Below are 20,577 nucleotides of genomic sequence, written 5' to 3'. Positions count from 1 at the left end.
GTATGGCACCGATTGTGGCGGGCGTGGCCGGCAGCTGAAGCTTGCTGCCTACGCCCGCAGCAAGCTCCCCTCTCCCGCTTGCGGGAGAGGGGTGGGGGTGAGGGCCAGGCGGATCAAAGGCCGAAGGCGGTGGGTTTACACCGTTGGCCTCGCTTGATGTGGTTCCTAGTCAAACCACCCCTCACCCCAACCCTCTCCCCATGAGGGGAGAGGGAGAACACCTTGCTTAGGCTAGTTCGGGCGCCTTGGGAGCACCTAAAACAGCTCTCTCCTTCAGCATTGTCCTTACAGCTTCAGGCGCTGCCAGATCGCCTTGGTGGCGCCGGCTGCGTTGAGCGTATAGAAATGCAGCCCCGGCACGCCTGCGGCCAGCAGCCGCTCGCACAGCGCGGTGACCACGTCGAGGCCGAAGGCGCGGATCGACTCGCGGTCGTCGCCGAAGCTCTCCAGCCGCTTGGCCACCCAGCGCGGCACTTCGGCGCCGCACATCTCGGAGAAGCGCATCAACTGCGAGTAGTTGGTGATCGGCATGATGCCCGGCACGATCGGCACCTCGACGCCCAGCGCGCGCACGTCGTCGACAAAGCGGAAGTAAGCGTCGGCGTTGTAGAAGTACTGCGTGATCGCCGAGTCGGCGCCGGCCCTGACCTTGCGCACGAAGTTGTCGAGGTCATGGCGCGGCGACTTCGCCTGCGGATGGTATTCGGGGTACGCCGCGACCTCGATATTGAACCAGTCGCCGGTCTCGGCGCGGATGAACTCGACCAGCTCGTTGGCGTAGCGGAACTCGCCGATCTCGCCCATGCCCGACGGCATGTCGCCGCGCAGCGCGACGATATGGCGGATGCCGCCGTCGCGGTACTGCTGCAGGATCGCGCGGATGCTCTCGCGCGACGAACCCACGCACGACAGGTGCGGCGCGGCCTCGATGCCTTCGCGCTGGATTTCCAGCACGGCGTCGAGCGTGCCCTGCTGCGTGGTGCCGCCGGCGCCGAATGTCACCGAGATGTACTTGGGCTTGAGCGGTGCCAGCTGCGCGCGCGTGTTGCGCAGCTTCTCGGTGCCCTCCGCCGTCTTGGGCGGGAAGAATTCAAAGCTGAAGTAGCGGTCTTGCATGATGGTGGCGCGCCGCGTTGGCGCGGCGCGCAAATAGGGTCAGGCGGGTCAGTCGTCGCGGTTGCCCAGCAGCAGGCTGGCCAGCAGCCACGAGATCACGCTGTACAGGATGGAGCCCAGCAAGGCCGCCCAGAAGCCGCCGACGGTAAAGCCGGACAGCAGGTTGCCGACGAACAGAAACAGCAGCGCATTGATGACGAAGATAAACAGCCCCAGCGTCAGCAGCGTGACCGGCAGCGTCAGGATCACCAGCAGCGGACGGATCAGCGTATTGACCAGGCCCAGCACCAGCGCCGCCAGCATCGCCGAGCCGAAGCTCTTGATGTGGATCGACGGGATGATGTAAGGCAAGACGAACAGAGCGACGGCGTTGATGATCCAGACGACCAGTAGTCTCATGACGGTTCCTTGGTTGGCTCAATGGCGGGGGCTGCGTCCCTCTCCCGCAAACAGGAGAGGGCGTTCCTTCTTGCTACGCGCATCAATAGCGGTAGTGATCCGCCTTGTACGGGCCTTCCTTCTTCACGCCGATGTACGCTGCCTGCTGCTCGGTCAGCTCGGTCAGCTGTGCGTTCAGCTTGCGCAGCTGCAGGCGCGCGACCTTCTCGTCCAGGTGCTTGGGCAGCGTGTAGACGCCGACCGGGTACTTGCCGCTGTCGCGTTCCTGCCAGAGCTCGATCTGCGCGATGGTCTGGTTGGCGAACGAGCTGCTCATCACGTACGACGGGTGGCCGGTGGCGCAGCCCAGGTTGACCAGGCGGCCCTTGGCCAGGATGATCAGCTTCTTGCCGTCGGGGAACTTGACATGGTCGACCTGCGGCTTGATCTCGTCCCACTCGTACTTCTCGATCGAGGCGATGTCGATCTCGTTGTCGAAGTGGCCGATGTTGCAGACGATGGCCTGGTCCTTCATCCTGGCCATGTGGTCATGGGTGATCACGTGGTAGTTGCCGGTGCAGGTGACGAAGATATCGCCATGCTCGGCGGCGTAGTCCATGGTGACCACGCGGTAGCCTTCCATTGCGGCCTGCAGCGCGCAGATCGGGTCGATCTCGGTGACCCACACCTGCGCCGACAGCGCGCGCAGCGCCTGCGCGCTGCCCTTGCCCACGTCGCCGTAGCCGGCCACCACGGCAATCTTGCCGGCGATCATCACGTCGGTGGCGCGCTTGATGCCGTCGACCAGCGATTCGCGGCAACCGTACAGGTTGTCGAACTTGCTCTTGGTGACCGAGTCGTTGACGTTGATCGCCGGGAAGCGCAGCTCGCCCTTCTGCGCCATCTGGTACAGGCGGTGCACGCCGGTGGTGGTTTCCTCGGTCACGCCGCGGATCGCTTCCAGGTTGCGGCTGTACCAGCTGGGGTCCCTGGCCAGCTTTTCCTTGATCGCGGCGAACAGGAAGGTTTCTTCCTCGCTGCCCGGGTTGGCGATTACCGAAGCGTCCTTTTCCGCGCGCGCGCCCAGGTGCAGCAGCAGCGTGGCGTCGCCGCCGTCGTCGAGGATCATGTTGGGGGTGCCGCCGTCAGCCCAGTCGAAGATGCGGTGCGTGAAGTCCCAGTATTCCTTCAGCGATTCGCCCTTGAAGGCGAATACGGGCGTGCCGCCCGCGGCGATAGCAGCAGCGGCGTGGTCCTGGGTCGAGAAGATATTGCACGAGGCCCAGCGCACGTCGGCGCCCAGCGCCTTGAGCGTCTCGATCAGCACGGCGGTCTGGATCGTCATGTGCAGCGAGCCGGCGATGCGCGCGCCCTTGAGCGGCTGCGCGGCGGCGAACTCGTCGCGGATCGCCATCAGGCCGGGCATCTCGGTCTCGGCAATGGCGATTTCCTTGCGGCCCCAGCCGGCCAGGTTGATGTCGGCGACGAGGTAGTCCTGCTTCAGGTCGGTCACAGCGTTCATGTTTCACTCCCGGTGAAGAGTGGCACGCAGTTGACGAGTACGGGAATCTGGCGGCCGTGGCATGGCGCTCGGGCCATGCAAAGCTCGCGGATAGGTCGACTCGCTTCCGTGCGGACCACGGATCAGCGAGCGCCGTTGAAGACAGTCCGAGCCTGGCGGATGGCAGGGGCGGCTGTGCCGCCGGCCGCGCGATGTGCTTCGCGGGCCTCCATCCGTTGCAACGCTCCTCGGAGTGGCGGTATTGTAGCGTGCCCGGAGGCCTTGCGCACCGGCCCTCCTTGATTTCCGTACAGATGATTCCAACGCCACCCCGCACCCTGACCATCGCTGGCTCCGACTCCGGCGGCGGCGCCGGCATCCAGGCCGACCTGAAGACCTTTTCCGCGCTGGGCTGCTTCGGCATGAGCGCGATCACCGCGATCACCGCGCAGAACACGCTGGGCGTGACCGGCGTGCATGCGATCCCGGCCGACATGGTGGCTGCGCAGATCGACGCGGTCGCCGGCGATATCGGCGTGGATGCGGCCAAGACCGGCATGCTGGGCACCGCCGCCATCGTCGAGGCCGTGGCCGCGGCGGCGGACCGGCACGGCATGCGCAAGCTGGTGGTGGACCCGGTGATGATCTCGACCTCGGGCGCGACGCTGTCCGACGACGCCACCACGCAGGCCATGGTGCGGCTGCTGTTCCCGCGCGCGCTGCTGGTCACGCCGAACCTGCCTGAGGCTTCTTACCTGCTGGGCCGCAGGATCGCGCGCCGCGCCGACATGGAACAGGCCGCCGCCGACCTGATCGCGCTGGGCTGCCCGGCCGTGCTGCTCAAGGGCGGGCACCTGGAAGACGATGGCGCGGCGGGCCTCGCCGGCGGGCTGGACGACATGCTGATGTTGAAGGACGGAACCGTGCGCGTGTTCACGCACCCGCGCGTCGAGACGCGCAACCTGCACGGCACCGGCTGCACCCTGGCGGCGGCGATCGCGTCGCAGCTGGCGCGCGGCGATGCGCTGGAAGCGGCCGTGGGGAGCGCGCTGGACTATGTGGCGCAGGCCATCGCGGCCGGCGCAGGCTTGCGGCTGGGCAGCGGCAACGGGCCGCTGAACCACGCCTTCGCGCCGCGCGCGCTGGGCTGAGCGCGCGTCACCGAGTGTGTCAGTTGCCGCCGCTGGACAACGGCACCAGCTTGAATGCGGCACGCGCCACGCACACCACGTTGCCGTCGGCATCCTTCACCTCGCCCTCGCAGAACGCAATGCGCGCGCCGCGGCGCAGGCAGCGTGCTTCCAGCGTCAGCTCGCCGCGCGCGGCGGCGAGGAAATGGGTCGACATGTCGATGGTGATCACGCCGGTTTCCGTCGGCGCATGCGAGCGCGCGGCGCCGCTCAAGGTGAAGTCGAGCGTCGCCATCAGCGTGCCGCCATGCACGTCGCCGCGGCTGTTCACCAGTTGCGGATGCGCCGGCAGGCGGGTGCGGCAGTAGCCCTCTTCGATCAGCTCCGGCTGCAGGCCGAAATAGCGCATCAGCGGCACGTCGATGCCGAAATAGGGCTTTTCAGGCGTGCCGGGGGCGGCGGGGATGATGGCGGGGAGCTGGGTCGACATGGTGGGCGGGGCTGGGTGGTTGGCGGGGAATGCTGGCCAACATCATAGCGGCGGGTCTTGCATCGGTTCCCGGCGCTGGGCGAATGTCGCACAAATCTTTGGAAACGCGATGGCCGTCGCCAGCGGCGGTTTGCTCCCCTCTCCCGCTTGCGGGAGATACATTTGGCTCAGAGAGTCTGCCGCATCGCCACGCGCTGCCGCAGCCCCGCGGCACGCTGCGCCGCCAGGGCCTGCGACAGCAACGGGCAAAGCTCGCTGTCCTGCAGCTGCCGGAAGCCCATCGACGCATAGAACGGCGCATTCCAGCGCAGATGCGCGAACGTGGTCAGGCCCAGCGAGCGCAGTCCGCCGGCACGCGCCCAGTCCTGCACGGTGCCGACCAGCGCGCGCCCGATGCCGCGCCGGCCATGGTCGGGATGCACGTCCATCTCGTCGAGATAGCCGCATGTGCCATGGCAGCTGGCCAGCGCGAAGCCGGCCACTTCGCCGCCATGCTCGGCCACCCACAGGCGCCCTTCGCGCTGCGCTGCGGCCAGTGCCGGCTGCGGCGTGCTGACCAGGCGCAGCAGGGCCGGCAGGTCGCCCTCCGGGAACAGCGCGGCTGCGGCCAGCTCGATATCCGGCAGCCGCGGCAGGTCGTCCACGGCCGCCAGGCGAATGCGCGGGGCGGCCACGGCGCCCTCAGCCGGCCGGGAACAGGCTGACGAGCCGGGCCACCGCGGCCGGCACGTCGTCGGCCTCGGTGACAGCGCGCACCACGGCCGCGCTGCCGACGCCGACCGCCAGCACTTCGCGCAGGTTCGACGCATTGACGCCGCCGATGCCGACCAGCGACGGGATCACCGGCTGCATCAGCATCACGTAGGCGCGGAACCGGCCCATGCCCTGCGGCTGGGTCGGCATCACCTTAGTAGTGGTGGGGAAAATCGCCCCCAGCGCCAGGTAGCTGGGGCGGATCGCCGCGACGCGCAGCATCTCGGCGTAACCGTGCGTGGACACGCCCAGCCGCAGCCCGGACGCGCGGATCGCGTCGAGGTCGGCATCGTCCAGGTCTTCCTGGCCCAGGTGGATGCCGTAGATGCCGCTGTGCGCGCCATGGGCGGCGTGGTAATCGAGCGCCGCCCGCCAGTGGTCGTTGATGAACAGGCGCGACGACGAGCCCTGCATGGCTTGGGCCGCGCGCGCAATCTCCGCGCGCACCGCGGCGGCGTCGCCGGACTTGAAGCGCAGCTGCAGCGTGGGCACGTTCAGCGGCGCCAGGCGCTCGATCCAGTCGGCGTTCGGCACCACCACGTACAGGCCCAGCGCGGGGCACGGCGCGAACGGCGCGACGGTGTGCTCGGGCGCCACCAGCGCGGCGTGGCGCACGTGCGGGAAGCGCGCGAAGTCGGACGGCCAGTCGGCCGAGCCCGGGGCCCAGGCGCGCGCCAGGCACAGCGCATCGTGGGCCGGGAAATGCAGCGACAGGCAGGCCAGCAGCACCGCGACGAAGGCTGGCGAATGCGGCTGGCCGGTATCCGCGGCGACCGAGAACACCCACGTGCCCATCGGCGAGCGCACCGTGTCGATCCACTGGCCGCCTTCGCGGTCGGTCTCGATCAGTGTGGCGCCGGCGGCGCCAACGCGCGCGATGGTGTCGGCATCGGCTTCGCCGTCGGACAGCAGCACGTCGTGGGCGCCGGGCTGCGCCGGCGCGTCCTGCAGGTGCCAGGCCTGCCACGGCTTGTCGTCGACGCCGAAGGTATCGCCATAGTGTTCCAGCACCGCCTGGCGCAGCGGGCCGTCGCTGGGGGCGTGCACGGCGCGGCGGGTCATGCGCGCTGCTCCGTGTCGTCGGCATGCCAGAACGGCATGCCCACCACCGGGGTGCTGGCCTGCGCGACTTCGCGCTCGGGCATCGGCCCGGCCAAATAGGCGGTGCGGCCCGCGGCCACGGCCTGGGCGAAGGCGCGTGCCATGTCGACCGGGTAGGCGGCCTGCGCCACCGCGGTGTTGAGCAACACGCCGTCGTAGCCCCACTCCAGCACCTGCGCCGCATGCGACGGCAGGCCCAGGCCGGCATCGACGATCAGCGGCGTATCCGGCAGGCGCTCGCGCAGCACCCGCATCGCGTGCGGGTTGACCGCGCCGCGGCCGGTGCCGATCGGCGCGGCCCACGGCATCAGCGCCTGGCAGCCGACGTCGAGCAGGCGGCGGCACAGCACCAGGTCCTCGGTGCAGTACGGCAGCACCTTGAAGCCGTCCTTGATCAGGGTCTCGGCCACGGCCGGCAGGTTGAGCGTGTCGGGCTGGAGGGTGTAGTCGTCGCCGATCAGCTCGAGCTTGATCCACGGCGTCTCGAACACCTCGCGCGCCATCATCGCGGTGGTGATGACCTCCTGCGCGGTGAAGCAGCCGGCGGTGTTGGGCAGCACCGGCACGTTCAGCGCCTTGAGCATCTGCCAGAACGCCTGGCCGCCCTCGCCATCGCCGACCGCGCCCTGGCGGCGCAGCGCGACCGTGATCATGGCGGGGGTGGAGGCCTGCACGGCCGCTTCCAGCGTGGCCGGCGACGGATAGCGCGCGGTGCCGAGCAGCAGGCGCGAGCCGAATGATTCGCCATACAGCACGAACGGGTCGCGCAGGGTTGCGGAAGGTTCGAAGGTCATGGGTCAGCCTCCCGTCACGGGTTGCACGAGGTCGATGCGGTCGCCGGCCGCAAGAGGAGTGTTGGCGTGCGCGGCGCGCGGCACGAACTGGCCGTTGACCGCCGCGGCAAAGGGGGGCGCGATCTGCGCCGCGCTGACCGCGTCCGCCAGCGTGGCGGATTCGGCAAGGGCGAGCGGTCGGCCGTTGAGCAGGATATCCATGTCAGTGTTGCGTTAATGCAGCGTTCCGGAGCGCGCGCCAACGGTGGGCGCCGGCGCTTCCGTCACCGCCTCGATCATACCGGGCCAGCGCAGCGCGGCAGGCACGGCATGCGCGGCGGGATCGCCGTTGAGCAGCGCGCCCACCACCGCGCACGCGGCCTCGGTCACCGCCGGGGCGATCAGGAAGCCGTGGCGGTACAGGCCGTTGACGCGCACCACGCGCGCGCGCTGGTCGACGCGGATCGCCGGCAGGTGGTCGGGGCGGGTCGGGCGGCGCTGCACGTTCAGCTCCAGCACGCGTGCCTCGCCGAAGGCCGGGTGCAGCGAATGCGCGGCCGACAGCAGCTCCAAGGCGGAGCGCACGCTCATCGGCGAATCGTCCTCGCTTTCCAGCTCGGTCGCGCCGATCACATACAGGTCGTTGGGCTTGGGCGCGATATAGATCGGGTAGCGCGGATGCAGCAGGCGCACCGGGCGGTGCAGCTTGACGTCGGGCGCATGCACGCGCACCACTTCGCCGCGCAGCCCACGCAGGCCGGGCTTGCTGCCGCCGGGCTGCGCCGGCCACGCGCCGCGTGCCCCCAGGCCACGGCAGTCCAGCACCACATCGGCGTGGATGCCAAGCTGGGGCAGCGAGCCGGCATCGACCTCGCCCGCCTCCCACACGCAATGCACGCCTTCGCTGACCGCGCACGACAGCAGCGCGCGCAGCGCGCCGCGGTTGTCGAGCTGGCCTTCGCCGGCCAGCAGCAGCCCCTGCGGAAAGCGGCCCGCCAGCGCCGGCTCGGCCTCGCCCACGCCTTTGCCGTCGAGCGCGCGCAGCCGCTCCGCCACCAGCTCCGGCGGCGCCACCGCGCGCACGCGGCTGGTGAACAGCGACATCTCGGCGCGGTCGCGCGCATGCCAGACCACCAGCGTGCCGTCTTCCTGGAAGAAGACCGGCTCCGCCAGCTCCGCCAGTTCGGCCAGCCATGCGCGCCACAGGTCGACGCTGGCGAGGCCAAGGTCGACGATGCGGCGCTCGGCGATGGCCGACTCGGCCAGCGGCGCCAGCATGGCCGCGGCCACATAGGCGGCCGAGCCCGCGCCGTCCGGGCCGGCCCGCTCCACCAGCGCCACGCGGGCACCGCTGCGGACCAGCAACCAGGCAGCCAGGCGGCCGGCAAGGCCGGCCCCGAGGATGGCGACGTCAAACGACTGCACTGCTGTCATGAGGGTGTTGTACCGGGCGCGCCAATGCGGCCGCGTCCGGCCTCCTTGTTATGGGTGCCGCCGCGCGGGGCGCTGCGCGGCGGCGGATCTTGCGCGGGCATGGCTTGCGAGGCCATGCCCGTCCTGCCGTGACTTCGGCAGATTTTATGCAACTGCCTTACGAGTAGATCTTGCTGCCCTTCTTCAGGAACTCGATCGACTTCTCTTCCATGCCCTGCTGCGCTTCCTTGGGCAGCGAGGCGGCGTAGTCGCGCACTTCCTGCGTGATCTTCATCGAGCAGAACTTCGGCCCGCACATCGAGCAGAAGTGGGCGATCTTGGCGCCCTCGGCCGGCAGCGTGGCATCGTGGTACGAACGCGCGCGTTCCGGGTCGAGGCCCAGGTTGAACTGGTCTTCCCAGCGGAACTCGAAGCGCGCCTTGGACAGCGCGTTGTCGCGCAGCTGCGCGCCCGGCCAGCCCTTGGCCAGGTCGGCGGCATGGGCGGCGATCTTGTAGGTGATGATGCCCTCGCGCACGTCTTCCTTGTCCGGCAGGCCCAGGTGCTCCTTGGGCGTGACGTAGCACAGCATGGCCGTGCCCATCCAGCCGATATTGGCCGCGCCGATGCCGCTGGTGATGTGGTCGTAGCCGGGGGCGATGTCCGTCACCAGCGGTCCCAGGGTGTAGAACGGCGCCTCGTAGCAATGCTTGAGTTCTTCGTCCATGTTGGCCTGGATGCGCTGCAGCGGAACGTGGCCCGGGCCCTCGATCATCACCTGCACGTCGTGCTTCCACGCCTTGGCGGTCAGCTCGCCCAGCGTGCGCAGCTCGCCGAACTGAGCCTCGTCGTTGGAGTCGGCGATGCAGCCCGGACGCAGGCCGTCGCCGAGGCTGAACGACACGTCATAGGCCTTCATGATCTCGCAGATCTCGTCGAAGTGCGTGTACAGGAAGTTTTCCTTGTGGTGCGCCAGGCACCACTTGGCCATGATCGAACCGCCGCGCGAGACGATGCCGGTGACGCGGTCGGCGGTCAGCGGCACGTAGCGCAGCAGCACGCCGGCGTGGATGGTGAAGTAGTCCACGCCCTGCTCGGCCTGCTCGATCAGCGTGTCGCGGAACATCTCCCAGGTCAGGTCCTCGGCGATGCCGCCGGTCTTGTCCAGCGCCTGGTAGATCGGCACCGTGCCGATCGGCACCGGCGAATTGCGCAGGATCCATTCACGGGTTTCGTGGATATGCTTGCCGGTGGACAGGTCCATGATGGTGTCGGCGCCCCAGCGGATCGACCACACCATCTTTTCCACTTCTTCGGCCAGCGACGAGGTCACCGCCGAGTTGCCGAGGTTGCCGTTGATCTTGACGCGGAAATTGCGCCCGATCGCCATCGGCTCCAGTTCGGTGTGGTTGATGTTGGCGGGAATGATGGCGCGGCCCGAGGCGATTTCCTGGCGCACGAATTCCGGCGTGATGTCTTCCGGACGCAGCGGCAGGCCGGCGCCCAGTGCGTTGCCGGGATGCTGGCGCAGCAGCGCCTTGTATTCCGGCTTGTCGTACAGCGCCTGCAGGTTGAGCGACTCGCGCAGCGCCACGTATTCCATTTCCGGCGTGATGATGCCCTTGCGCGCATAGTGCATCTGCGACACGTTGGCACCGGCCTTGGCGCGGCGCGGGTTGGTCAGCTGGGCAAAGCGCAGGTGCGCGGTGGCCGGGTCGTTGGCGCGGTCGCGGCCGTATTCCGACGACAGGCCTGGCAGCACCTCGGTGTCGCCGCGTTCCTCGATCCATTTGGCGCGCACGGCCGGCAGGCCGGCCTTCAGGTCGATATGCACGTCCGGATCGCTGTACGGGCCCGAGGTGTCGTACACCGGGATCGGCGGATTGGGCATCTCGCCCTTTTCCGTGCGCGTCGAGGTCTGCAGGATGGTGCGCAGCGGCACGCGGATATCCGGGCGGCTGCCGGTCAGGTAGGTCTTGCTCGAAGCCGGGTAGGCAAATTTCTGGTCGAGATCGCTTTCGAGCGATTCGAAGGATGCAGCGGGGGCAGTACGGGCCATGGGTGTCGTCCTCTCTCTCTTGCGGGGTGGACGAAACCAGGAGCCCTGTGAGCGCCGCCTGGCTTGTGGCCGAGGTGGCGAGTCCCGTAGGGACAAGAGGCTTGGTCTTGCTGAAACTTCCCACGCCGGTACTAACCGGATCGGGTTCGAAGGGACTCTCTCAGCCGCGCGGCCCATCCGCACGGCACCCCTGTTTCATCCAACGGGGTGAATTTAAGCACAGAGCACCGGTGGGCGCCAGTGCCAGTTGGCCACCGTGGGTGGTGCCACAGCTGTGCAAAAAGGTATCGAATCGCGCATGCTGCATCGCAAAAAGACACTGTAAGCGCTCCACCATGCACTCATGCGCGCGCGGCCGTGATCTACCATGCAAGCAAACGGCCAGCCCCGAACCAGGAGACACCATGACCGACGCCGCCACGCACCGCGTCTTCAACCAGGTGCCGGATCTCGCGCACTACAACCTGTTCGACAGCGATCCCATGGTGCGGGCCGCGCTGGAACGCCTGGGCGGCGGCTGGCACGCCGATGCGCTGCGGCAGTTCGGCGCGCGGCTGGGCGAGCCGGAAGTGCAGCAATGGGCAGCCGATGCCAACCGCCATGCGCCCGAGCTCCACACCCACAGCCGCATCGGCGAGCGCATCGACACGGTCGAGTTCCACCCCGGCTGGCACGCACTGCTGGGGCTGCTGCGCGGCCAGCAACTGCAGGCCCTGCCGTTCGCGCAGCCGCGCGCGGGCGCCTGGGCGGCGCGCACGGCAGGGTACTTCCTGCAGGCGCAGGTGGAATCGGGCTCGCTGTGCCCGCCCACCATGACCTTTGCCAGCATCCCGGTGCTGCGCAAGGAAGCCGCGCTGTTTGCCGAGCTGGAACCGCGCCTCTATGCGGCCGAACATGATGCGCGCGACCTGCCCTGGCGCGACAAGACCGCGATCATGATCGGCATGGGCATGACCGAGAAGCAAGGCGGCTCCGACGTGCGCGCCAACACCACGGTGGCGCGCCCGGTGCGTGGTGAAGGCCGCGGCGCAGAATACGCGCTGACCGGACACAAGTGGTTCTTCTCCGCGCCGATGTGCGATGCGCATCTTGTGGTCGCGCGCATGGGCGCCGAAGACGGCCCGCTGTCGTGCTTCTTCGTGCCGCGCTTTCGCGACGACGGCAGCCGCAACGCGGTGCAGATCCAGCGGCTCAAGGACAAGCTCGGCAACCGCTCCAATGCCAGCAGCGAAGTCGAGTTCCGCGACGCCACCGGCATCCTGATCGGCGAGGAAGGCCGCGGCATCCCCACCATCATCGAGATGGCCACCAGTACGCGGCTGGACTGCGTGATCGGCAGCGCCGCGATCCTGCGCGCGGCCTACGTGCAGGCGCTGCACCATACGCGCCACCGCAACGCCTTTGGCCGCCTGCTGTGCGACCAGCCGCTGATGCGCAACGTGCTGGCGGACCTGGCGCTGGAATCCGAGGCCGCCACGCTGCTGATGATGGAGCTTGGCCACGCCTTCGAGCACGCCGAAGGCGATCCGTTGGCTGCGGCATGGAAGCGCGTGGTCACGCCCGCGGCGAAATTCTGGATCTGCAAGCGCACGCTGGAGGCCACCGGCGAAGCGATGGAAGTCTGGGGCGGCAACGGCTATGTCGAAGAGGGGCCGATGGCGCGGCTGTACCGCGAGGCGCCGGTCAATTCGATCTGGGAAGGCTCGGGCAACATCATGTGCCTGGATGTGCTGCGCGCACTCCAGCGCAATCCGGACGATGGCGCGCGGCTGCTGCAGGACCTGTCGCGCCGCGCCGGCGGCCACCCCGCGGTGCGCGCCGAACTGGCCTCGCTGCAGGCCATGCTGCGCGAGAACGCCGACCAGCTCGAAGCCAGTGCGCGCCGCTTTGCCCAAGGCCTGGTGCTGACTGCGCAGGCGGCACTGATGCTGGCGCATGCCGACCGCGAGAACGCGGAACTGTTCGTCGCCAGCCGGCTCGGGCGCCAGCACGGGCGCGTGTTCGGCACGCTGGACGCGGATGCCGGCACGCTCTGGCGGGTGGCGTCGCGCGGCTTCGAGGGCTAGGCCTCCATCGATTCCAGCACCCGCAGCATCACGCGCGGCGCATAGCGGATCAGGTCGTGCGCGCGCTCGCCGATCATGATCGCGGGCGCATTGGTGTTGCCGCCGATCAGCGTGGGCATCACCGAGGCATCGACCACGCGCAGCCCTTCCACACCGCGCACGCGCAGCTGCGGGTCCACCACCGCCATCGCATCCATGCCCATGCGGCAGGTGCCGACCGGGTGGTAGATGGTGTCGGCGCGCGCGCGGATCAGCTCGCGCACGGCGGCATCGTCGCTGCCATCCGCGCGCAGGCCGGCCGTGTAGAGCTCGCGCCCGCCGAAGCAGGCCAGCTGCGGCTGCGCCAGGATGCTGCGCACGATGCGCACGCCGGCCACCATGTCGTCGAGGTCGCGCGTGTCGCTGAGGTACTTCGGATCGATCAGCGGCGCGCGCCGTATATCGGGTGCGGCGAGCCGGACCTCGCCGCGGCTGCGCGGGCGCAGCAGGCAGACGTGGCAGGAATAGCCATGGCCGAGATTCAGCCTGCGCATATGGTCGTCGGCCAGGCCGACCACGAAATGCAACTGCAGATCGGGCTCGGGCAGCGCCGGGTGGCTGCGCAGAAAGCCGCCGGCCTCGGCGAAGTTGCTCGACATCATGCCGGCGCGCTCGCGCCGGTAGCGCAGCATTTCGGACAGCAGCCTGGCGACGCCACCGAACGACACCCCGAACAGCTCGGGCACGGCGGTGCGCTTGTGCAGCACCACGTCGAGATGGTCCTGCAGGTTGGCCCCCACGCCGGGCAGGTCATGCACCACGTCGATACCATGCTCGCGCAGGTGCGCGGCGGGTCCGACCCCCGAAACCATCAGCAGCTGCGGCGAGCCGAACGTGCCCGCGCACACGATCACGTCGCGACGCGCGCGCAGCAGCTGCTGGCGGCCGTCACGCTGCACCAGTACCCCGGCGGCGTGGCGGCCTTCGAAGACGATGCGCAGGGCCTGCGTGTCGGTCAGCACGCGCAGCCGCGCCCGGCCGCCGTTGCAGGCACGGTCGCGCGCATTGCCGCCGTGCAGGTAGGCGCGCGCGGCATTCCAGCGCTCGCCCGCGTGCTGCGTGACCTGGTACCAGCCGATGCCCTCCTGCTCTTCGCCGTTGAAATCGTCGTTGCGCGGATAGCCGGCCTGCTGCGCGGCTTCGATGAAGCGCTCGGCGAACGGGTTGGGCGTGCGCAGGTCGCTGACATGCAGCGGGCCGTTGCCGCCGTGCAGCGGATCGTCGTCGCTGCCAGCCAGGCGCTCGTTGCATTCGGCGCGCCGAAAGTACGGCAGCACGTCGTCCCAGGACCAGCCATCGCAACCCGCGTCGGCCCAGGCATCATAGTCGGCGGGCCGGCCGCGGGTGTAGATCATGGCGTTGATCGACGAGCAGCCGCCTAGCCCGCGCCCGCGCGGCTGGTAGCCGCGGCGGCCGTTCAGGCCCGGCTGCGGCACGGTGTGGAAGCCGTAGTTGCGCGCCCCCGCGCGCGGCAGCATCGCCGCCAGCCCGGCGGGTGTGCGCACCAGCACATGGTGGTCGTGGTGCCCGGCCTCGATCAGCGCAATGGTGTCGTCGCCGCTGTCGGCCAGGCGCCCCGCCAGCGCACAGCCCGCCGAGCCCGCGCCGACGATGACGTAGTCATAGGTGGTTTCCATCTGTCTCCCCGCGAGTCCGCAGGCGGCGCGCATGCGTGAGCCGGGCCGCGCCGGCGCGCGCCCTGTCCGTCCAGCGGATGGCAAGCCGTGAGATTCAGTGTAGGCGCTGGCTGCGCCGGCTCAAGGCCGGAGCGGGCGGCGACAATCAAAGGCACGGGCTTGACGGAGAGGCGCGCGAGCGCGCCGGACGGGCGTTTGAATCGGCTTGCTGGTAGCAAGCTTCCATTGTCTTGGCCGGCGCGCTGCCTTATCTTGCGCGATGGTGCGCGAATGTGCGCGGAAATCCTGGAGCGCAGCCATGCGAGAAGTTCCCGACCTGTCGTCCGTCTTCGGTGCGATGCATGCCGCCTCGCGGCGCGACCAGCTGCCCGCGTGGACCGTGCGTGCCGACCGCCTGCAGCGCCTGCGGCGCCTGGTGACCGAAAACCAGGCCGAAATTGCCGCCGCGATCCACGCAGACTTCACCAATCGCCCGCGCCAGGAAACCGCGCTGCTGGAGGTGTTCCCCAGCCTGGCCGGCATCGACGATGCGCTGCGCCACGGCAAGCGCTGGATGCGCGTGCGGCGCGCGCCTACCGGGTTCTGGTTCCGCCCGGGACGCTCGCGCCTGGTGCCGCAGCCGCTCGGCGTGGTGGGCATCGTGGTGCCCTGGAACTATCCGCTGTACCTGACCGTCGGCCCGCTCGCCGGCGCGCTGGCGGCAGGCAACCGCGCCATGGTCAAGCTGTCGGAATACACGCCGCGTTTCGCGGCATTGTTCGCGCAACTGGTGCCGCAGCACTTCGCCCCGGACGAGATCATGGTGATCAACGGCGATGCGGAAGTGGCCAGCGCCTTCACCGCGCTGCCGTTCGACCACCTGCTGTTCACAGGCTCGACCGCGGTCGGCCACCATGTGATGCGCGCGGCGGCCGCCAACCTGACCCCGGTGACGCTGGAGCTGGGCGGCAAGTCGCCGGCCATTGTCGGCGCCGGCGCCGACCTGGAGCGCGCGGTCGAGCGCATCCTGGTGGGCAAGCTGATGAACGCGGGGCAGACCTGCATCGCGCCGGACTATGTGCTGGTGCCGGAGGACCTGCGCGGTCGACTGGTGGAGGCGGCGCGCCGCTGCGTGGGCCGGCTCTATCCCGACCTGGCGCGCAACCCGGACTACACCAGCATCATCAGCCCGCGGCATTTCGCACGGCTGACAGGGCTGGTCGATGAGGCCGCCGCGCAAGGTGCGACCGTGGTGCCGCTATCGGAGGCGCAGCCGGATGCGCAGGCGCGGCGGCTGCCGCCGGTGCTGCTGCTGGACGTGCCCGACCGCGTGACCGCGATGCGCGAGGAAATCTTCGGACCGGTGCTGCCGGTGGTGACCTACCGTACCCTGGACGAGGCGGTGGACTACATCAACGCGCGCCCGCGGCCGCTGGCGCTATACGTGTTCGAGCGCGACCGCGGCGCCATCGCCCATGTGATGCAGCAGACCGTCGCCGGCGGCGTTACCGTCAACGACACCCTGTTCCATATCGCCCAGGACGGCCTGCCGTTCGGCGGCGTCGGCGCCAGCGGCATGGGTGCGTACCATGGGCAGGCGGGCTTCGATACCTTTTCGAAGGTGAAGCCGGTGTTCCACCAGGCCAGCCTGAACGGCGCCGGCCTGCTCAAGCCGCCTTACGGCAAGACCTTCGACACCATGCTGCGCCTGCTGCTGCGCTGAGCGCGGGCGTCGCTCACGACGCCAGCATCGGCCGCCCGAGCATGCGCGACAGCACCGCCTCGGGCGAATGGGTGTGGTCCGAAATCGCCTGCGGCGCCAGGTAGATGGTCTGCTCCATCATCGCGCGCCCGCGCATGGCGGCATGCAGAAGCTGGTCGCTGAAGACGATCCAGGTCGAACCCGGCGGGAAGTGGAATTCCTGCTGCGGCACGTTGGCCTGGTAGTCCAGGTCGGCCTTGGCCAGGTCATGCAGCTGCAGCATGCGATGGTCGTATTCCGAGCGGCGGCGCTTGGTGATATGCAGCAGCTTCATCAGCGCCGCCTGTCCCGGCCACATGCCGTGGGTTTTCGGCACGAACTTCCGCGCAAAGTCGCCGAACGGCTCGCCCACCCGCCACACGCGCGGCGCGGCCGGGTCGATATTGTGGAACACGCGCAACAAGCGCTTGCCCAGCATCGGGTTGGACGGGAATGAATCGACGTGCAGGCGGGTGTCGTCCTTGCGCCAGCTGACCGGGCGCCCGGCGATCTCGCTGGGCCGCAGCGAGGTGCCGGCGCGGGTCATGTGCGGGATGTATTCGGGGAACAGCGTGCGGATCAGCGACTCGCTGCTGTCGGCGTAGCGGCGGATCAGCGTGTACAGGTCGGCCAGGTCCTGCGGACTGCCCTGCGCGCCGCGCACCGCGGTGTCGTCGGCGCGCAGGTTGATGTTCTTGGACTTGCCGTCGGAATAGCGGCTGTCGAGGAAGCGCTCTTCGCCCGGCTGGAACTGGAACTTCAGGTTGGGGAAGTAAAGTACCGCGCCTTGCTCCAGTTCGCGACGCAGCGTGGCGCGCGCTTCGGGGGTGACCTCGGGCGCCCACTCCGTATAGGGCTGCGGACGGATCAGGTCGAGCTGGCCGGCAGCAGACGGCCGGGCGGCGGGCGACGGGGCAAGGACAGGCGCTTCGGACATGGCATCCTCTGGGAACGGTTACCCGTGTTGGAGTGGCCGCCGTGGCGGCGGCAGGGCGTGGCGGAATTTTACTCCGTGCGCCGGCCGTGGCGTCGGCGTCACGCGGCAGCTGGACCAGGATCAAACCCGCGCAAAAAACCCCGCGGGCCCTTGCGGGCCGGCGGGGCTTGCCGTCAGGAGCTGACGCGGACGCGGCGCTTACAGGCCAGCCGCGGCGCGCAGCGCAGCCGCCTTGTCGGTGGCTTCCCACGAGAATTCCGGCTCTTCGCGGCCGAAGTGGCCATAGGCCGCAGTCTTCTCATAGATAGGGCGCAGCAGATCCAGCATCTGCACGATGCCCTTCGGGCGCAGGTCGAAATGCTCCTGCACCAGCTCCGCGATCTTGGCGTCCGGAATCTTGCCGGTGCCTTCGGTGTAGACCGTCACGTTGATCGGCCGCGCCACGCCGATGGCGTAGCTGACCTGCACCTGGCACTGCCGCGCCAGGCCCGAGGCCACCACGTTCTTGGCCACGTAGCGCGCCGCGTAGGCCGCCGAACGGTCGACCTTGGACGGATCCTTGCCCGAGAACGCGCCGCCGCCGTGCGGCGAGGCGCCGCCGTAGGTGTCGACGATGATCTTGCGCCCGGTCAGGCCGCAGTCGCCCTGCGGCCCGCCGATCACGAAGCGCCCGGTCGGGTTGACCAGGTACTTGGTTTCCTTGAGCATCTCGGCCGGCAGCACCGGCTTGATGATCTCCTCGATCACGGCCTCGCGGATCTGCGCCTGGGTGATGTCGGGCGAATGCTGGGTCGACAGCACCACGGTGTCCACGCTGTGCGGCTTGCCGTCGACATAGCGCACCGTGACCTGCGACTTGGCGTCCGGGCGCAGCCACGGCAGGCGGCCGTCGCGGCGCAGCAGCGACTGGCGCTCGACCAGGCGGTGCGCGTAGTAGATCGGGAACGGCATCAGTTCCGGGGTCTCGTCGCAGGCGTAGCCGAACATCAGGCCCTGGTCGCCGGCGCCCTGGTTCAGGTAGTCGTCCGAGGCACGGTCGACGCCCTGGGCGATGTCGGGCGACTGCTTGTCATAGGCCACCAGTACCGCGCAGCCCTTGTAGTCGATGCCGTAATCGGTGTTGTCGTACCCGATGCGCTTGATGGTGTCGCGCGCGATCTGGATGTAGTCGACGTTGGCGGTCGTGGTGATTTCCCCGGCCAGCACCACCAGACCGGTGTTGCAAAGCGTCTCAGCTGCCACACGCGCATACTTGTCCTGCGCCAGGATGGCGTCCAGGACGGCGTCGGAAATCTGGTCGGCGACCTTGTCGGGATGGCCTTCGGAGACGGATTCCGAAGTAAAAAGGAAGTCGTTTGCCACGAACTTATTCTCCAGGTTGGCTATTGCGTGCCAGCCTGTTCGGTTCATGGCGGCGACGCTTTAGCGGTATTTCAGGCAGCCCGGTTAGAGCCGCATCGCCCCGCAAGTTGTCAGTTAACTCGGCGATACACGCTATTATACGCGCCTGCAGGCGTCGTTGCAGCGCCACAGGCGTGCGGTACGACACCTTGCCGGCATGCCGGACCAACGCCTGCCTGCCCGTCTGATCCCGGCACAGACCCGGCGGCGGACTTGCCTGGACCCTTTTTGCGCGCCTGATGACTTTTTTATTCTGGCTGATCTCCCGTTTTCCGCTGCGGCTGCTGCAGGCCGCGGGCGGCGCGCTGGGCCTGCTGATCGCACGACTGCCGGGCCGCTATGGCCAGCGCCTGCGGGAGAACTTCCGTCTCGCCTTCCCCGACGCCACCGACGCGATGATCGACGAGGCCGCCCGTTCGGCCGGGCGCATGATCATCGAGATGCCCTACTTCTGGAGCCGCTCGCGGATCGGCGCGAAGCTGTACGGCTTCGACGACCACCTTTGGCCCGAACTGGCTAAGCTGCAGGCGCGCGGCAACGGCATCATCATCCTGACTCCGCACTTGGGCTGCTTCGAGGTGCTGCCGCAATCCCACGCCCTGCATCGCCCGGTGACCGCGCTGTTCAAGCCGCCGCACCAGCCGTGGCTGCGCGACTGGATCGAGAAGATGCGCACCCGCCCCGGCATGCACATGGCGCCGGCGACGCCGCGCGGCGTGCGCATGCTGGTGAAAGCGCTCAAGCGCGGCCAGGCGGTGGGTATCCTGCCCGACCAGGTGCCCAGCGGCGGCGAAGGCAACTGGGCGCCGTTCTTCGGCAAGCCCGCCTACACCATGGCGCTGGTGCACCGGCTGCAGCAACTGACCGGCGCGCCGGTGGTCGCGATCTTCGCCGAGCGGCTGCCGCGCGGCGCCGGCTACCGCGGCCATCTGCGCGTGATCGAGGACGGCGGCATGCTGCCGGACGATCCCGCCGCCGCCGCCGCGGTCATCAACCGCACCATCGAAGATCTCGTGGGCCTGTGCCCGACGCAATACCTGTGGGGCTACAACCGCTACAAGCAACCCGCCGGAGCGGGCACCCCTGGCACCCCGGACACGCCGGCTACCGAGGGCACGGATTCCGAGCCGGCGACTGATCGATCGACTTCATGAGCCGTGTGTTCACGTGGCTCGGCATCGGCCTGCTGACCGTGCTGGGCAAACTGCCCTATCCCTTCGTCGCGCGCTTCGGCGAGGCGCTGGGCAGCCTGCTGTACCGCATCCCCAGCGAGCGGCGCCGGGTGGTGCAGGCCAACCTGCGCCTGTGCTTCCCGGACCGGACCGAGGCCGAGATCGACGCGCTGTCGCGCCAGAGCTTCCGCATCCTGTTCCGCAGCTTCGCCGAGCGCGGCATCTTCTGGACCGGCAGCGAGGCGCAGATGCGCCGCTGGGTACAGATCGACGACCAGGCCGGCCTGGTTGCGCTCGACGGCACGCCGCACATCCTGGTGACGCTGCACCTGGCGGGCGTGGAAGCCGGCGCGATCCGGCTCACCATCCACCTGCGCGAGCATGTCGGCCGCTCCGGAGCATCGCTCTATACGAAGCAGAAGAACGCGCTGTTCGACGGCTTCCTCAAGGCGGCACGCGGGCGCTTCGGCGCCAACATGATCTCGCGCAACGACAGCGCGCGCGACATCCTGCGCTGCCTGAAGAAGGGCGAGGCGCTGCAGCTGATCGCCGACATGGACTTCGGCGAGCGCGATTCGGAATTCGTGCCGTTCTTCGGCGTGCAGGCGCTGACGCTGACCTCGGTATCGCGGCTGGCGCGCCTGACCGGCGCCAGGGTGGTGCCGATCTACACCGAGATGCTGCCCGACTACCAGGGCTACGTGCTGCGCGTGCTGCCCGCCTGGGACGACTACCCGGGCGCGAGCGTGACCGACGACACGCGCCGCATGAATGCCTTTTTCGAGGACTGCATCCGCCCGCGCGTACCTGAGTACTATTGGGTGCACAAGCGCTTCAAGCACCGCCTGCCGGGCGAGCCCGAGATCTACTGAGCGCAACTGACGCTACTGC

Annotated in this window: 18 protein-coding genes and 2 riboswitches; of the genes, 5 read left to right on the top strand and 13 right to left on the bottom strand. The window is 68.9% G+C overall.

Annotation, left to right across the window (positions count from 1 at the left end):
- Positions 1 to 285: 285 nt before the first annotated feature.
- The 3 genes from metF to ahcY all read right to left on the bottom strand — a co-directional run bounded on the left by metF (position 286) and on the right by ahcY (position 3,016).
- Complete coding sequence (gene metF, locus ACEI37_RS12035) at positions 286 to 1,116, bottom strand: methylenetetrahydrofolate reductase [NAD(P)H] (RefSeq protein WP_111521693.1); 831 nt, start codon at positions 1,114 to 1,116, stop codon at positions 286 to 288.
- A gap of 48 nt (positions 1,117 to 1,164) precedes the next feature.
- Entirely contained in the window at positions 1,165 to 1,515 is a 351-nt protein-coding gene (locus tag ACEI37_RS12030) for a phage holin family protein (RefSeq protein ID WP_092317742.1), read from the bottom strand.
- A gap of 82 nt (positions 1,516 to 1,597) precedes the next feature.
- Complete coding sequence (gene ahcY / locus ACEI37_RS12025; protein WP_373379082.1) at positions 1,598 to 3,016, bottom strand: adenosylhomocysteinase; 1,419 nt, start codon at positions 3,014 to 3,016, stop codon at positions 1,598 to 1,600.
- 120 nt (positions 3,017 to 3,136) lie between these two features.
- Positions 3,137 to 3,251, bottom strand: a riboswitch (S-adenosyl-L-homocysteine riboswitch).
- 58 nt (positions 3,252 to 3,309) lie between these two features.
- On the opposite strand from ahcY, the gene thiD reads away from it, so the two are divergent.
- Complete coding sequence (thiD, locus tag ACEI37_RS12020) at positions 3,310 to 4,146, top strand: bifunctional hydroxymethylpyrimidine kinase/phosphomethylpyrimidine kinase (RefSeq protein WP_373379081.1); 837 nt, start codon at positions 3,310 to 3,312, stop codon at positions 4,144 to 4,146.
- A 19-nt stretch (positions 4,147 to 4,165) separates the two neighbouring features.
- Here thiD and ACEI37_RS12015 read toward each other — a convergent pair whose 3' ends face one another.
- The 7 genes from ACEI37_RS12015 to thiC all read right to left on the bottom strand — a co-directional run bounded on the left by ACEI37_RS12015 (position 4,166) and on the right by thiC (position 10,714).
- Positions 4,166 to 4,615: a PaaI family thioesterase gene (locus ACEI37_RS12015; protein WP_018004680.1), complete on the bottom strand. Its 450-nt coding sequence runs from the start codon at positions 4,613 to 4,615 to the stop codon at positions 4,166 to 4,168.
- 167 nt (positions 4,616 to 4,782) lie between these two features.
- Positions 4,783 to 5,289 (bottom strand): GNAT family N-acetyltransferase, encoded by a 507-nt coding sequence (locus tag ACEI37_RS12010; protein ID WP_373379080.1) that lies wholly within the window; start codon positions 5,287 to 5,289, stop codon positions 4,783 to 4,785.
- A 7-nt stretch (positions 5,290 to 5,296) separates the two neighbouring features.
- Positions 5,297 to 6,430, bottom strand: coding sequence for a thiamine phosphate synthase (locus tag ACEI37_RS12005; protein ID WP_373379079.1), 1,134 nt, complete (start codon positions 6,428 to 6,430; stop codon positions 5,297 to 5,299).
- Positions 6,427 to 7,263 (bottom strand): thiazole synthase, encoded by an 837-nt coding sequence (locus ACEI37_RS12000; RefSeq protein WP_373379078.1) that lies wholly within the window; start codon positions 7,261 to 7,263, stop codon positions 6,427 to 6,429. The genes ACEI37_RS12005 and ACEI37_RS12000 overlap by 4 nt, the downstream gene beginning before the upstream one ends.
- A 3-nt stretch (positions 7,264 to 7,266) precedes the next feature.
- Positions 7,267 to 7,464 carry a sulfur carrier protein ThiS gene (gene thiS, locus ACEI37_RS11995; RefSeq protein WP_012351522.1) on the bottom strand — a complete coding sequence of 66 codons (198 nt, stop codon included), beginning with the start codon at positions 7,462 to 7,464 and terminating at the stop codon, positions 7,267 to 7,269.
- A 12-nt stretch (positions 7,465 to 7,476) separates the two neighbouring features.
- On the bottom strand, positions 7,477 to 8,676 hold the full coding sequence (locus ACEI37_RS11990) for an FAD-dependent oxidoreductase (RefSeq protein WP_373379077.1): 1,200 nt from the start codon (positions 8,674 to 8,676) through the stop codon (positions 7,477 to 7,479).
- A 157-nt stretch (positions 8,677 to 8,833) separates the two neighbouring features.
- Complete coding sequence (thiC, locus tag ACEI37_RS11985; protein ID WP_373379076.1) at positions 8,834 to 10,714, bottom strand: phosphomethylpyrimidine synthase ThiC; 1,881 nt, start codon at positions 10,712 to 10,714, stop codon at positions 8,834 to 8,836.
- A gap of 100 nt (positions 10,715 to 10,814) precedes the next feature.
- Positions 10,815 to 10,916, bottom strand: a riboswitch (TPP riboswitch).
- A gap of 202 nt (positions 10,917 to 11,118) precedes the next feature.
- Between thiC and ACEI37_RS11980 the strand changes: the two genes are divergently transcribed.
- Positions 11,119 to 12,780, top strand: coding sequence for an acyl-CoA dehydrogenase family protein (locus ACEI37_RS11980; protein WP_373379075.1), 1,662 nt, complete (start codon positions 11,119 to 11,121; stop codon positions 12,778 to 12,780).
- Here the strand turns inward: ACEI37_RS11980 and ACEI37_RS11975 are convergent.
- Positions 12,777 to 14,456 carry a GMC family oxidoreductase gene (locus ACEI37_RS11975; RefSeq protein WP_373379074.1) on the bottom strand — a complete coding sequence of 560 codons (1,680 nt, stop codon included), beginning with the start codon at positions 14,454 to 14,456 and terminating at the stop codon, positions 12,777 to 12,779. The genes ACEI37_RS11980 and ACEI37_RS11975 overlap by 4 nt on opposite strands.
- Before the next feature lie 298 nt (positions 14,457 to 14,754).
- Between ACEI37_RS11975 and ACEI37_RS11970 the strand changes: the two genes are divergently transcribed.
- Positions 14,755 to 16,158: a coniferyl aldehyde dehydrogenase gene (locus ACEI37_RS11970; RefSeq protein ID WP_373379073.1), complete on the top strand. Its 1,404-nt coding sequence runs from the start codon at positions 14,755 to 14,757 to the stop codon at positions 16,156 to 16,158.
- Between the two features lie 13 nt (positions 16,159 to 16,171).
- Here ACEI37_RS11970 and ACEI37_RS11965 read toward each other — a convergent pair whose 3' ends face one another.
- Together ACEI37_RS11965 and metK are read right to left on the bottom strand one after the other, a co-directional pair.
- On the bottom strand, positions 16,172 to 17,113 hold the full coding sequence (locus tag ACEI37_RS11965) for a Kdo hydroxylase family protein (RefSeq protein WP_373379072.1): 942 nt from the start codon (positions 17,111 to 17,113) through the stop codon (positions 16,172 to 16,174).
- 198 nt (positions 17,114 to 17,311) lie between these two features.
- A complete protein-coding gene (metK, locus tag ACEI37_RS11960; RefSeq protein ID WP_010813318.1) occupies positions 17,312 to 18,475 on the bottom strand; it encodes a methionine adenosyltransferase in 1,164 nt (387 codons plus the stop codon).
- A gap of 278 nt (positions 18,476 to 18,753) precedes the next feature.
- Between metK and ACEI37_RS11955 the strand changes: the two genes are divergently transcribed.
- A complete protein-coding gene (locus ACEI37_RS11955) occupies positions 18,754 to 19,668 on the top strand; it encodes a lysophospholipid acyltransferase family protein (RefSeq protein ID WP_373379071.1) in 915 nt (304 codons plus the stop codon).
- Positions 19,665 to 20,558 carry a lipid A biosynthesis lauroyl acyltransferase gene (locus ACEI37_RS11950; RefSeq protein ID WP_373379070.1) on the top strand — a complete coding sequence of 298 codons (894 nt, stop codon included), beginning with the start codon at positions 19,665 to 19,667 and terminating at the stop codon, positions 20,556 to 20,558. The genes ACEI37_RS11955 and ACEI37_RS11950 overlap by 4 nt, the downstream gene beginning before the upstream one ends.
- The last annotated feature ends 19 nt before the right edge of the window (positions 20,559 to 20,577 follow it).

The sequence above is a fragment of the Cupriavidus nantongensis genome, from assembly GCF_041726985.1.
GTDB classification, from domain to species: domain Bacteria; phylum Pseudomonadota; class Gammaproteobacteria; order Burkholderiales; family Burkholderiaceae; genus Cupriavidus; species Cupriavidus nantongensis_A.
The sequence above is the reverse complement of the archived record's forward strand: the minus strand, read 5'-3'. Positions and strand labels throughout refer to the sequence as shown.